The organism is Verrucomicrobiales bacterium, from assembly GCA_016793885.1.
Taxonomy (GTDB): domain Bacteria; phylum Verrucomicrobiota; class Verrucomicrobiia; order Limisphaerales; family UBA11320; genus UBA11320.
The window spans coordinates 1-11,898 of the sequence record JAEUHE010000021.1 but is presented as its reverse complement, the minus strand read 5'-3'; the positions used below and the strand labels follow the sequence as shown (position 1 = coordinate 11,898).

Sequence of the window (11,898 nt, the reverse complement as noted above, 5' to 3'; positions counted from 1 at the left end):
CTGATACGCGAAGGCCAGAGCAGAATTGGCGATACTGGCGATGGCAGTGCGCGACTGGCCGATGCCGGTTTGAGCGATCTGGAGGAGGGTCTCGCCAACCCCGGAGATGCTCAGAATCGAGGCGGCATCGCCTAAACGATCCTTGGTCTGCTGGAGCTCCTGGATAGTTTGGGCCATCCTGGCTAACTGGGCTAAATGGTTAGTAATTGTGACAAACTCAAGCAACGGATCGTGAACGACGGCTTGCCCGAGGCTGCATTGGAGGCCCAAGGCCATGACCAGGGCGATGGATAGAGTAGTTTTCATTGATGTATTTCGATCCATTGGGTGGCGGGTTCCAGCCGCACACCGTCTTGGGTGACTCGTTCGGGGAGCGGAACCGGGACCTGCAATGTCGACGACGTTTTCGGGCGATGCCGCTCCTGCTGCTGGAAGTAGGTCTCTTTGGTTTCCTGGCCGCGACGTCGCTGCGTGGTCGCCTCCTCCGCCTTCTTGTCCCGGCTGAGTTTCCAGGCCCGGGCACCTTCTGCGGCACCAATGCCTGCCACAGTTCCGAGGGCGGTGTAGCCGGGGTCGCCCTTGGAAAGCTCAGAGGCTAGCCGACCGCCCCCTGCGCCTGCAGCGGCGTCCGTGAGCAGACGCCCCCAAGGGTTGGCGCAGCCGACCGTCGAGATAAGGGCAAGGAGCACAAGAATCCTCATTGCGAAGCCTCCTGAATCTTTTGAATCACATCGCTCGAACCTTTCATGTCCTGACGGCGCTTGGCGACGTGGGTGGGTGTAGAGCAGCTCGCGTAGTACATCTCCCGGGAAGGCCGGTGATGTACCACACCGCAGATCGGCTGCGGGGCATGGCGGACGAACAGCGTAAAAGCGGAGTAGCCAGTTTTAGCAGGCTCCGCGAACGATTTGATAGTTTGAGTCACAGAGACGGGAAGACCAAGGTCCTCCGCTAGTCCTGTTAGGTCGGCTATGTCATGTTGTCTCAACAAAAGGAATTGCTGTGAATTTCCCATGAGACTTGCGCGAATCGGCAGCTGGCGAATCCGGCTGTATTGCTGGATGACAGCTGCGTAGACCGCGTTGAATTTTCGTGCCTCCTCATAACCGTGACTCAACAGGGAGTCTGCCCCAGGGAGGTCCAAGAACTTCGATGCTTCCTCGAACAACGCCAGTTTACGGATGGCGCGGGATCGGCCCGTGATTTGCAGTTGGCTCTGGGTCCACACGAGATGGCGGGCGATCTGGCGCAGCGCCGGGATCTCTGTGCCCACCTGACCTAGTTCCCAGCAGATCAGCCGACCATCGAACGACACCGTCGAAATGCCATCGAGGAAGGACCCATTGGCACCACCGCGGCACCACTCCTTTAAGAGTTTGGAAAGCTCGAGTGCGAGAGGTTCGTGCTGTGCTGATGCGTAGAGGCGAAGCCAGTCCTTAAGTTCCGCGTGCGTGGGCTGCTCGTGAGGGGCTAGCGAGGCGCAGGCCATTTCCGCGATCCGCTGCCGGTTCTGGTTGTCCTTTAAGGCTCTCACCACTTCCTCCTCAGCGAAGGACTGCTCTTTGGCCTGGGCCTCATCGGGATTGGCCTTGGTCCAATCGCGATAATCAGTAAACGATCCGACGATTTCAGACATCGGATCGGAAGTGCGAAATTGCTCCCAAGCAAGCGTGGTTCGGGCGATTCGCATGGCGCGTTCCGGCTGCTCCCGTTCGAGCTGGGAGAACCGATGGAGGTAAAGTTGCCGAATCGCGTCAGCGGCTACCGCCCGGGCTTTCCGATCCTCCTGTTCCCCGTTCATCCCAGCCATCAAGCTCACCATGGTCGCCGCCCCTCCCAAGAACTCGCTTGTCAGCAAGCCGCCCTGGGTATCGAGATAATTGAAAACGAAACCGGCGTTGGGACGAATCGCAAGAATCTGGCACGTCGGATCCAGCGCCCGCACCAAAACCTCGTATGAACCCCCATAGTCGACCAGGAAGAGCAGGCCGAGCTCGGGCCAGATCTGGGTAAGTAAATCCTGGAGGAGCATGGACTTGCCTGAATCTGTTCCGCCGATCACCAGAAGGTGTTGCGGCGAGCCACAGGAGGAAGTTCTCAAGCCCACCGGACAGCCGTCTACCCCCTCGTACAGTGCTTCCGCCTCATCAAGGTGTCCGGTGAAGCTGGGCCTGAGCAGCACCAGGTCCGGAACGAAGGTGGATTCGGCATAGAGACGATAGTGCGGGTAGCTGCCAAATGGGTAGCCCGGCCACATCTGTCCGAACAGCCGATGGTGCGTGGTGGGCAGTGTTGGCGAATAATACTGGAAGCCTGCCGTCCGCATGGCCTGCTCCGCCGCCGCCCCTTGGGCCATCATCCCTTCCAAAGTGTCGGCCCACGTGTGGATGAGAAACTCGGCTTCAAATGGGCGGAGCAGGCCAGTTGCGAGGTTCTGCACACGCCGCCGCTTCTTTTCAATCGCCGGCAGAAGGCTGGGTTTCCTCGTGCTCTCATACTCACCCTCGAGGCGGCGGAGGGAGCGCTCCTCCTTCTGGATCACTTGCTGCGTGATCATTGGAGCGAGGTTGACCGTGAACCGATAGTTCGGTCCTACCAGATCGCAGAGAGGTTGAAGCGTCAGGGGATTGGTGGTGGCTGGCCAGCGTGTGGCGACCCGCTGGGTGTGGTAATAACCATCCATCAAAAAGCCGAAGGGCTGCCCCTGGGCCTCGCTCCACCAGCAGTTGGCATGAACCGACCGCGAAGGGTCGAAGGTGGCTGCCACGTCGAATTTCGGCCGATGAACCAAGGAGGGGTTAAGCAGATGAGCAAAATATCGATGATGTGCAGCGTCATCTAGAGCGGTGACCGATGCACCAAAGGGCGCCAGTGCTCGGCGAATGCTGTCCGCCTGTCGTTCGATATTTGCGCCCACCTGATCGAGAACGCTCCGATACCGCTGCTCCAGGTGAAGCGGAGAGGAGAGCCATGAAGGGGCGTCATTCAGAGGCTCGCACAGAAATATCACCACCCGCTGGCGGTAAAGGGTTCCGGCGTTGAGTCGGTCCTGGTAGCGTTGAGCGCGTTCTTGACGCGCCCGTCGCGACCATGGATTTGTATCAGCGGCGCTCCTCTCGGTGTAGCGATCAAGATGGCACTGGAGGTCGTTGTCGCGCGTGGTTTGAACTTGCATTCCCATGCCAGGGGGAAGCTGAAGAAGGATGTTCTGCCAGGCGTCGTTGAAGCCGTTCAAAACTTCAGGTCCGGCGTGCCGGAGGTCTGGAAGCGTCAGGCTGAAGCCCCGGGAGGCGACGTGAGGGAATACGATCAGGCCTCGGAGCAGAAGTGCGTCAGGGCAGATCATTCTAAGTCCTTGGTTGGGGGATTAGGACCGAAACCAGGGCCGCTGATCCAGAGTGCGAGGAGATCGGTATCATGGGCCGGCGGATGGGTTTGTTTGAACCACACCCAGCTCAGCACGAGGCCAGCCGGGAGGCCACCAACCACCGCACTGAAGGGGAGGCTGGAACCTCCTTGAAAGAGTGCAGCGAAAATGATGCTCCCGGTGAGTACGCCTCCCGATGCAACCCACAACAACGAGTATCGAATTTTCCAGATCGAGCCCTCCGCTTCTTCGCCTGCGGCATTCGTCGCCGTGGAACGAAGCGATTCATCGTTCTCAATCACAGCGGAGCCCCTCCATCCACGAAGATCCCGAAGAGGACCCTCATGATCATGGGAGCGGAGGCGATCAAGGCACCTGCGATGATGCTCTGCTTTCCCGCCTCCGTTTCACCTCTCTGGATCTGCATTGCTCCGCCGATGATGCGGACCGTTCCGTAAAGAAATCCGAAGGCCATCAGGATGTTGAGGACCTCCTTGAGCTTGGCCATCAAGTCGGCAGCGCTCGCAGCGGCGAGGACCGGTGCGTTGGAGAGGAATTTGAACAATGAGAGCGCCGGTTCGATCGGGATCGCGTCCGAAAGAGCGAGCAGCGGGTTCATCGACGGAAGAATCTCGATAGCTATGGTCATCATGTTGTTTCAGAAGGTTCCGGTTGAGTCGTGACGCTTTGTCTTGGGTTCATGCTGGCCGTTTTCACCGAGTCGGAGTAAGGGGGTAGTGGGGGAGTAACCGCCGGTTATGAGGGAGTTCCGCGTACGCATCCGCGAAAGGTATGGTCGCAAATCTTGAATACTCAGGGTCACGGACGATCCTGCGTATCGATCATGCTCGTAAAAAGGTTCCACAGAATCATCAGCGTCAATATGAGTGCACAGCCCAGAGTGATACTCAGCATGCCTAGAGTGCCCGGCATCTGCCTCATCTCGACCAGCCCCCGAATCACGAGAACAGTGCCCAGAATGAATCCAGCAAGCAGAATGATGTTGAGAATGCTGGGTGGTGTTCCTAAGAAGTTTAAAAGAGCGTTTATCATTGGGATTGGGATGTGGGTTTTGAGAACTGCGAAGTCGCTGAATCGCGTCCGTTATTTGGTTCGGAGTTCCTGCTTGTTTAAGAAGCAACACGGTCGCCATCTGCTGTGCCTGAGTCGGGGGTGGTATTGTTTTTATGAAGCCAGTGGTCTTTCACGGCGTCACGGGCCTTCCCCAGCCACCGTTTGTCCTTCGCGAGTTCCTCGATTTCGACCGTCGCGAAGAATTTCGAGCCGTTGTTCGCGGGATCGCCCAGCGGCCGCAGCAGACGCTTGCGCATCAGCGTGGCGATGTCGTGAAGCTGAAACCCCAGGGCCCAAGCTGTTTGTTCTCGCGTCAGAATCGCCGGCCATCTCTGGAGGCGCATGAACCGTTCATATTCAGGACTCATATCACCCCTGTATCAGAGAGATCGGTGATGTGTGTTTCAGGAAATTTCAAATAGTTGTGGTCATGACCTGAACTGCCACCTTCAGCACGAACGTAATGACGATGGTCACCACACCGCAAAGAGTGGCCTGCCTTCCTGCCTCGGTATCGCCCGTCCAAAATTTCATATAACCATGCGCTACCTGCGCTGCTCCAAAGCAGAGCATGAGGGTTACCACTGTCTCCGCGATCATTCCGCCCATCTCGATGAATGGGCTTAAGTGAGTTGGCTCAACCGTGGTGCTGGGGTGAGAAGTGCTCAGAGGGATGAAACACTGGTTTGGGCAAAGTGCGGTAAGAAGATTTGGCGAGGACTCGATCATCGCCGTTACGGTCAAAAAGTTCATAGGTTGCCTTCGTCATCCGCGGTTGAAGAACCGGCATGTCCGGTTAATCTCGTCAGCGTGGCAGGATCGCCTCGAACCGAGTAATGGTGTATTGGCAGAGTACCAACGAGCTTCTGAAGACTTGTGGACTCCAGATCGATAATGAGGCTCTGAGTCGAGATCTGCCTGCCTGCGAGTGATCTCAAGCGTCTCAGCGAGGGGTGTCGACGTAGAAGGTCGCCGGCCTCGTTGCAAGGCGAGGAGGTCGGGGGGCATGGAAACTCGGGCAGTCCCAACCGCCAGTGGCGACCCGTGTCGGGAGTTTCCCTAATCCTGATTCTCCACTCAGGTTCCGTGTCTAGACTCCAGCGGCCGGCCTATCCAGTGGATGCTGATTGGCATTTGCCCAATACTTTTCTTCGGAACCCCGCATCATCAGCAAATGGGCTATGACCTCATCGGTCGGACACATGACCCCAGCCCAGGTATCCGCATAGTAGCCGATGGGGTGGAGGCAGAGCGCACATAGCGAGTAGGAGCACTCCTCATTCATTCGTAGGGCGATGGTCGGCCGGCCCCTCCGGAACAGATATGTCACCCCGCTGCGGCTGCTTTCCTCGGCAAATTGTCCGGTCAGCGAGTAGAGCTCGAATGCTTCTGCCGGGATCAGCTCCGCAAGTTTCTGCTGCGCCTTTTTTTCCGCCTCCACAGGCCAAACCGCAGCGGCCTCCAATGTGCGCAGAGTGAATGCCATCTTGTCCTCAGCCAGGAAACGAACTTGAGAGCGCCCGTTCTTGTCTCGAACGACAATTACACTCACCTGGAACCGGGAGTTCCACCATGAGTTGATCCTCTGGAACTCTGACGCTGTTGGCGGAGGCGGCTCTTCGATGGCGTGACGATTTCCTTCCTCGTCATAAAACTCCTTCCAACGAAAATCGCTGAGCCCTTGGTGCTTATATCGTGGCTCTAAAACCAGGTCCAACCCGACCACTGGTATCGGTAGCCCCGACCAGTCTTGATGTTCGATGGAGGCCTCAGCCGCCAGTCGGGACGCCTCGGCGAGTGTTACCAGCTCCTTGCCCACTTTAGGTTTCGAATCGGTGGACAAGCTTAGCCTCCTGCTGAACGGCCAACCGCAGTCGCCCGAGCCTCGGCGATAGGAACTTCTTCGGCTGGCGTGCTGCCAATGATGTAAACGTTCCTGTCCATATCGAACTTACGGACGCGAAAGGTCTCCTTACCTTGGCGGACAAAGATGGCATAGCCTCTCTTCAGCATGTCCGTGATGGTTTGCTTGGCTCGCTCGACCTCGTCGGGCTTGTTTGGGTCGAAGCGCAGTTCGAAGTCCCCGTAGCCCGTGTTGAGAACATCGATCCCGGGCAATGATTTATCATCATCCTGCATAGGTTTGATCAAAGTTTCGTCTCGGTCGATCAACCCGATGACTCGAACATTAAGTGCCTGATCGCATGGTGACGGCGTGCGTCGCCCAGGGCTGCACCAATCTTCTCATCGGGGTTTTACGGAGTTGATCATCGGCCGATCCCTTCGTCAACCCCACGTTCAAACCTCATCGCGGTGGCGAGGTGCGGCTGCCCAACACCAGCCCCCGCAAAGTTTTCGCGCCGGAGCGCTCTTTCGATTGGAACTGAGATTAGCCTTATCGTGCCCATCAACAATGGCTACTGGCTCCAATGGGTTGACTGCCGTTACGAGTTCCGAGGATCTCGCACCAAGCTTGGGCAAAGACAGCGTCGGGATGGCGACTCCACTCCCGGAGAGCCTCCGCTTCGGCCTGCGCACCGGAGGCTGCCAGACGCAAGGCAAGGTATTCGCCAATAAACGGAGGCGATTGGTAACACTCGTAGGTCGCCGAGAATGAGCGCGATTGGAAGCCCGCCGAACGCAGCAAACCCGGAAACTTGCGGCCTACGTGGACATCGCCGCCATTGGCAGTCTGGATCTCCATGTAGCGGCTGATGGCCGTTTGAAGGCCATCCGTATCAGGCGCGACGATGAAGCCCCCCCAATCGGGACTGCGCAATGCGATCAAGCCTCCGGGCGCTAGGACACGGTGCAACTCCGCCAGCGCGGCGGCGGGTGAAGCCAGGTGCTCGAAGACGGCATGAGCGAACACCACGTCGAAAGAAGCCTCCGGGAACGGCAGCTCGTAAATGGAACCGACTTGAAATGAGGCGTTCTGCAGTTGCTGGCTGGCGGCCCGATTGCGAGCCCGCTCAATCTGCGATTCCTCGCGGTCAACTCCCGTGACCCGACCAGCGGTAAGAATTCGGGCAAAATCGCACGTCACGGAACCCGGGCCACAACCGCAGTCGAGCAACCGGAGCGAATCGCGAAGGTGAGGGAGTAAGAAGGCCGCGTGTGTCTTAGCAGAACGCTGAGCCATGAAGTCGCTGGCGTTCTGGGTATACCCGGGAGTGTAGTTTTCAGAGGTTTGCATCATGCATCGCCGATGCTTCTTAACACTTCCCGGCGTCCCGCCACAAGTTCTCTAATCTTACACCTTTCGGCGGCAACCCATACAGCATTGCTGCATGTGAAGACATCGACAATGCGTCCGTCTGGGGCAGTGACATGACCGAGTTGCGAGGAACCTTACGGACGCCCCCGACAGATTTGCGCTCGGCTGTCGGTGCTTGATCCAGGACGGGTCGTCGCTCTTCACTGGACGGTTTCGGGAGACATCGAGAAGTGCTGGTGCGGAGTTTTTGAGGCTTCCGGCGCGGGAGCCGAACTTAAACGCATATGCGGAGTGCTCTTCCTTCAAGATCAGAACTGTCGGGCTCGGGTAACTTGAGCTTGTTGTAGTCGCCTTGAGGGAGCGAGCTTTGACGCCCGCTCCCTCGTGAGTTTATTCCTTGAGGAACAGCTTCCACTCCGCCAGGCCGTGGGTGTTACGGAGCAGGGATGTCACCGGCAGTTCCTTTGGTGCCCGCGGGACGGTCAGCAGCTTAAGGCCTGCCTCATGCGGGAGGCGGTCGGCCTTGTGCTGGTTGACGTCCTTCGCGGACCAAACCAGGTTCTCCCAAGTGTCCGTGCCCCCGCGTGAGCGGGGTACGACATGATCGAGGCTGCCTTCGTCCGGGTGCAGCAGCTTGCCGGTGTACTGGCAACGGTTGCCGTCCCGCTCGCGAATCGATTTTGAGCATAGCCGAGGACGTTTCTTCGGGACCTTCGCGAAGTTCAACGAGACGATGACTGTGGGAACACGAATGGCACCCCGTACCGTATGCACTGCATTGTCGCCGGCACGGATCGGGAGGGTAAGCCATTCTTCCCACGTGACGGGACGAATGTGGCTCTGCCCGTCAATCTCGAGTGCCGTCGCCACGTTGGTAGCCATCTGGCAAAACGCGTCCGCTGGCGTGCGAATGTTGATTGCCTGCCAGTTGCGGTTGAGGACCAGCACTATCGCTTTGTTCAGTAGGTCGAGCATGGGGAAGTTACGGGTTATGAGTTATCAGTTATGAGTTAAGAATCCGTTCACATCGGTTGCCCTTTGGGGTTAACCTAAAAAGGCGAATGGAGCGGTGTCGAGATATGCGATAGCTTGGATGGGCATGGCTTGCGTCGAAGTGAGACGTATCGAAAAAGTGATACGGAGAGCTTCGACAAAAGTCATGCCCGCCAAGATCTTGCATCAGATCGAGCCCGGGCCATGCGCGTTTTTGGGTCTAGGTGTTTGTTCTTTGTTGGTGCCTGTGCACGGTCACGGGAAAATGGCTGCCCCATCCGAATGTGGAGTGCAGAATCTGGGAACCTCCAACTCTGCATTCTCCATTCTGCTCTCTTGATTGAATCATCGCCCGGAAAGGTTCTGCCCCTCCGACTTCTGGGTGTAGGCCAGACGTGATTCTATTTCACCACCGGGCGAGAATTGGCTGCCTCGCTTGGATTCGCACCAAGGCCAACGGGGTCAAAGCCCGACATGCTACTGTTACACCACGAGGCAAAAAATTAGCATGCCAAGCCGTAGCTTGAAGTGCATGCCTGCAACCATGGCGAGTCAAGGACCGCCTACGCAGGACGTGCCTTGGTGGGCCGCCTGCTGTTGCTGCGTTTCGAACGAAGGCTGGTGGAGCCGGAGGTAGTTGCAACCTCACCTTATCCGGGTAAAAGCCGGGTGCCGGTCTGCTGTGGCTTCGACTCCTTAAAACTGATGCTCGCGGGGGCTGTTGCACCTGCATTGTCGATGTTCTCGGCGGCGTGCCTCTGCGTTAGGTTCCGCGAAAAAATGGCTCGCCAGGCCGAAGCCTTGGCGAAGGCTGGTCGCAGTCTCCGGTGCCGCCCCGGACGATGCGGGCTTATGAAACCCACTTGAGCACTGGCTCGACTGCGGAGCCCCCACCCGGAGTTGCACCGAGCTAAATCGCTTACCGAGCGAATGCATCGCTGACAATGCTTTGGGGGCAATCGAAACTGGCGTCCCTGACCGGCTTCGCTCCGGTGATCTCCTGCATGAGAGGCAGGCATGTTGGCTGGACTACACCACAGGGACAAATAATGGTGAGGGCAGAAGGAATCGCGCCTTCGACCTGGTGCATGTAAAGCATCCGCTCTGCTGACTGAGCTATACCCTCAAAAATGGTGGAAGCGGAGAGTGCTGCCCTCTCTGCCTCTCGCATGTCAAGCGAGCGCTCTGCTGGTGAGCTACGCTCCCCTGGAAATGGAGCGGGTGAACGGAATCGCACCGTCGTCTCGGCCTTGGCACGGCCGCATTCTGCTATTGAACCACACCCGCAAACTGGTGTCCCCAGCCGGACTCTCACCGACAACCTGACGCTTAGGACGCGCCCGCTCTGTGCGTTGAGCTATGGGGACAAAGAATCAAGGACATCAAAATGGTACGCGCGTCCGGTAACGCTCCGGAACCCGGCACTGATCTAGTGCGATGCGGGGTATAAGGCCGCCGGCTCTCTTTGAGCTACGCGCGCATGAATGGCGGAATGCCGTGGACTCGCACCACACTCCCCGTTTGGGGAGCCCACTGTTTAGCAAACAGGTCCGGCTCGCTCGTCCGGTTGACATTCCACATTGGCTTGCCAAGCCGAAGTTCCTAGAGCGGAGGCTGGTCGGCGTGGGGAGACTTGCACTCCCAAGGCTGTTCGGGTTTGAGCCGAACCGGTCTGCTATTCCCTGTGAACCACACGCCGGCTTGTCGAGCCTTGGCTCGACGAGCGAAGGATGATCGGCGACCCGGGACTTGCACCCGGAAGGCTCGGCGATTTTAAGTCGCCGGGGTCTGCTTTTCCCGCTGAAGCCCGGCGCCGTGAAATGGCTCGCCAGGCCGAAGCTCGCGTAATGGAAGGCGGGGCCCGCCTTCGCACTACGTGCTACTGCGTGGCAGCCTCGCTCTAAATGCGGTAGAGCGAAGGCTGGTGGGCATGAAGGGACTTGCACCCCCAAGGCTGCCAGATTCTGAGTCTGGACCCTCTGCTATTCGGGTTTAACCACATGCCCGTGAATGGCACTCCCGGCAGGAATCCCACCTGCAACCTCCGCGTTCGAAGCGCGGCACTCTGATAGTTGAGCTACGGGAGCAAAAGTTGAAGGAGAGTCGCAGAAGTAGGAGACCTGACTGAGCGATGATGCCCAGCAGCTCTCTCCGCTAATTGTCAGTCTGCAGTTCTCCCTCTAAATGGAGCCGATGGAGAGACTTGCACTCTCGTGGGGCCATGTGCCCGGCAGTTTACGAAACTGCTGCTGTCGCTGCTGAGCCACATCGGCGAAATGGAAAATGGCTTGGCATCCGTAGCTCTGAGCCAGGGCACTCCTGGCTCAGAGCGAAAGATGGTGGGTCGCCACGGTGCTGCCCCGTGCTCTGCGGTTTAAGAGACCGCTGCATCGCTGCAATGCTTGCAACCCTGAAAGGACGCGACACAAAGGCGGAGTTGAACCGCCGCAGACAGGCCTGTGAAGTCCTGGCTGACACCGGTATTCGCGTCGCGAAAAATGGCCTGCCAAGCCGAAGCTTAGCTCGAGAACGGGAGGGCTGCCTACGCTCTTCAACCTTAGGATCGGCAACCTCTCCGCACTCCGTTGGGCGAAGGCTGGTCGAGCATCAGGGTAGCGCGCCCTGTATTCCGGTTTGGAAGACCGGCGTGTATCTCTCAACACTTATGCTCGGAGAAATGGAATCCCGTGCTGGAATCGCACCAGCCTCTGCGGTTTTGCAAACCGCCGCCTGAACTGCTCGGCCAACGGGATAAAATTGGGGTGACCAACCGGATTCGCACCGGCACAAACGCCTTCACGGGGCGTGATGCTGCTGTTACATCATGATCACCACTCATAGGAGCCTCTGGTCGGACTCGCACCGACGATTACGAGTTTACAAAACCCGTCCTGTGGCTGCTGAGGCACAGAGGCAAAATGGCGTCCGCGGCAGGACTTGCACCTGCGACCTCCACCTTCGCACGGTGGCGCTCTGATCTAACTGAGCTACGCGGACAAAATGGCATCCGTGATCGGACTTGCACCGATTAGGTTCTGCTTGAAGGGCAGAGTGCGCGGGCTGCTTTGCATTCACGGACTTAAAACTGTTGCCGCAGAGAATGAGATCATCGAGTCGCTGCTCGCGGGCAGACGTTAACTCGGTGGCCTCACTTCCTCCCTGGCGATGTGGACACGCTACCGTCGAGGCTTGCGTGTCTTGTAAGTGAGGAGCGGTCGGAACGTCGCGACGACGGACACCAGTCCGG

Annotated in this window: 12 protein-coding genes and 13 tRNA genes; all 25 read right to left on the bottom strand. The window is 58.1% G+C overall.

Annotation, left to right across the window (positions count from 1 at the left end; all coding sequences use genetic code 11):
* Nucleotides 1-306 (bottom strand): hypothetical protein (locus tag JNN07_02850; protein MBL9166652.1); only part of this gene is annotated, 306 nt, incomplete at its 3' end.
* Nucleotides 303-689: a hypothetical protein gene (locus JNN07_02845; protein ID MBL9166651.1), complete on the bottom strand. Its 387-nt coding sequence runs from the start codon at nt 687-689 to the stop codon at nt 303-305. The genes JNN07_02850 and JNN07_02845, both read right to left, overlap by 4 nt.
* 8 nt (nt 690-697) lie before the next feature.
* Nucleotides 698-3,346 (bottom strand): hypothetical protein, encoded by a 2,649-nt coding sequence (locus JNN07_02840; protein ID MBL9166650.1) that lies wholly within the window; start codon nt 3,344-3,346, stop codon nt 698-700.
* Complete coding sequence (locus tag JNN07_02835; GenBank protein MBL9166649.1) at nt 3,343-3,669, bottom strand: hypothetical protein; 327 nt, start codon at nt 3,667-3,669, stop codon at nt 3,343-3,345. Before JNN07_02835 ends, JNN07_02840 begins: the two co-directional genes overlap by 4 nt.
* The gene (locus JNN07_02830) at nt 3,666-4,019 is read right to left on the bottom strand and encodes a hypothetical protein (protein ID MBL9166648.1); all 354 of its coding nucleotides are present in this window, start codon (nt 4,017-4,019) and stop codon (nt 3,666-3,668) included. Before JNN07_02830 ends, JNN07_02835 begins: the two co-directional genes overlap by 4 nt.
* A gap of 167 nt (nt 4,020-4,186) precedes the next feature.
* Nucleotides 4,187-4,420: a hypothetical protein gene (locus tag JNN07_02825; GenBank protein ID MBL9166647.1), complete on the bottom strand. Its 234-nt coding sequence runs from the start codon at nt 4,418-4,420 to the stop codon at nt 4,187-4,189.
* Between the two features lie 77 nt (nt 4,421-4,497).
* The gene (locus JNN07_02820; protein ID MBL9166646.1) at nt 4,498-4,809 is read right to left on the bottom strand and encodes a hypothetical protein; all 312 of its coding nucleotides are present in this window, start codon (nt 4,807-4,809) and stop codon (nt 4,498-4,500) included.
* A gap of 46 nt (nt 4,810-4,855) precedes the next feature.
* Nucleotides 4,856-5,194 carry a hypothetical protein gene (locus JNN07_02815; GenBank protein MBL9166645.1) on the bottom strand — a complete coding sequence of 113 codons (339 nt, stop codon included), beginning with the start codon at nt 5,192-5,194 and terminating at the stop codon, nt 4,856-4,858.
* 337 nt (nt 5,195-5,531) lie between these two features.
* Nucleotides 5,532-6,284: a hypothetical protein gene (locus JNN07_02810; protein ID MBL9166644.1), complete on the bottom strand. Its 753-nt coding sequence runs from the start codon at nt 6,282-6,284 to the stop codon at nt 5,532-5,534.
* 2 nt (nt 6,285-6,286) lie between these two features.
* Nucleotides 6,287-6,580 carry a hypothetical protein gene (locus JNN07_02805; protein ID MBL9166643.1) on the bottom strand — a complete coding sequence of 98 codons (294 nt, stop codon included), beginning with the start codon at nt 6,578-6,580 and terminating at the stop codon, nt 6,287-6,289.
* A 268-nt stretch (nt 6,581-6,848) separates the two neighbouring features.
* Nucleotides 6,849-7,640: a methyltransferase domain-containing protein gene (locus JNN07_02800; GenBank protein ID MBL9166642.1), complete on the bottom strand. Its 792-nt coding sequence runs from the start codon at nt 7,638-7,640 to the stop codon at nt 6,849-6,851.
* A 408-nt stretch (nt 7,641-8,048) separates the two neighbouring features.
* On the bottom strand, nt 8,049-8,633 hold the full coding sequence (locus tag JNN07_02795) for an HNH endonuclease (protein MBL9166641.1): 585 nt from the start codon (nt 8,631-8,633) through the stop codon (nt 8,049-8,051).
* A 442-nt stretch (nt 8,634-9,075) separates the two neighbouring features.
* Nucleotides 9,076-9,149, bottom strand: a tRNA-Gln gene (locus JNN07_02790).
* 468 nt (nt 9,150-9,617) lie between these two features.
* A tRNA-Glu gene (locus tag JNN07_02785) sits at nt 9,618-9,695 on the bottom strand.
* Between the two features lie 6 nt (nt 9,696-9,701).
* Nucleotides 9,702-9,777: transfer RNA gene (locus JNN07_02780), tRNA-Val, on the bottom strand.
* A 5-nt stretch (nt 9,778-9,782) separates the two neighbouring features.
* Nucleotides 9,783-9,857: transfer RNA gene (locus JNN07_02775), tRNA-Val, on the bottom strand.
* 7 nt (nt 9,858-9,864) lie between these two features.
* Nucleotides 9,865-9,938 (bottom strand) — tRNA-Gly (locus JNN07_02770).
* A 4-nt stretch (nt 9,939-9,942) separates the two neighbouring features.
* Nucleotides 9,943-10,018 (bottom strand) — tRNA-Arg (locus JNN07_02765).
* Nucleotides 10,019-10,266: 248 nt separating this feature from the next.
* Nucleotides 10,267-10,350, bottom strand: a tRNA-Leu gene (locus tag JNN07_02760).
* 223 nt (nt 10,351-10,573) lie between these two features.
* Nucleotides 10,574-10,657, bottom strand: a tRNA-Leu gene (locus JNN07_02755).
* Between the two features lie 5 nt (nt 10,658-10,662).
* Nucleotides 10,663-10,738 (bottom strand) — tRNA-Arg (locus JNN07_02750).
* 98 nt (nt 10,739-10,836) lie between these two features.
* Nucleotides 10,837-10,924 (bottom strand) — tRNA-Thr (locus tag JNN07_02745).
* A gap of 405 nt (nt 10,925-11,329) precedes the next feature.
* A tRNA-Cys gene (locus tag JNN07_02740) sits at nt 11,330-11,404 on the bottom strand.
* Between the two features lie 89 nt (nt 11,405-11,493).
* Nucleotides 11,494-11,566 (bottom strand) — tRNA-Thr (locus tag JNN07_02735).
* Between the two features lie 4 nt (nt 11,567-11,570).
* Nucleotides 11,571-11,648 (bottom strand) — tRNA-Arg (locus JNN07_02730).
* Nucleotides 11,649-11,898 lie beyond the last annotated feature (250 nt).

Excerpts from the sequence above, each read along its gene's own strand:
- JNN07_02840 (MBL9166650.1), bottom strand. The coding sequence starts at position 3,346 with ATGATCTGCCCTGACGCACTTCTGCTCCGAGGCCTGATCGTATTCCCT.
- JNN07_02830 (MBL9166648.1), bottom strand. The coding sequence starts at position 4,019 with ATGATGACCATAGCTATCGAGATTCTTCCGTCGATGAACCCGCTGCTC.
- JNN07_02825 (MBL9166647.1), bottom strand. The coding sequence starts at position 4,420 with ATGATAAACGCTCTTTTAAACTTCTTAGGAACACCACCCAGCATTCTC.
- JNN07_02820 (MBL9166646.1), bottom strand. The coding sequence starts at position 4,809 with ATGAGTCCTGAATATGAACGGTTCATGCGCCTCCAGAGATGGCCGGCG.
- JNN07_02815 (MBL9166645.1), bottom strand. The coding sequence starts at position 5,194 with ATGAACTTTTTGACCGTAACGGCGATGATCGAGTCCTCGCCAAATCTT.
- JNN07_02805 (MBL9166643.1), bottom strand. The coding sequence starts at position 6,580 with ATGCAGGATGATGATAAATCATTGCCCGGGATCGATGTTCTCAACACG.
- JNN07_02800 (MBL9166642.1), bottom strand. The coding sequence starts at position 7,640 with ATGATGCAAACCTCTGAAAACTACACTCCCGGGTATACCCAGAACGCC.
- JNN07_02795 (MBL9166641.1), bottom strand. The coding sequence starts at position 8,633 with ATGCTCGACCTACTGAACAAAGCGATAGTGCTGGTCCTCAACCGCAAC.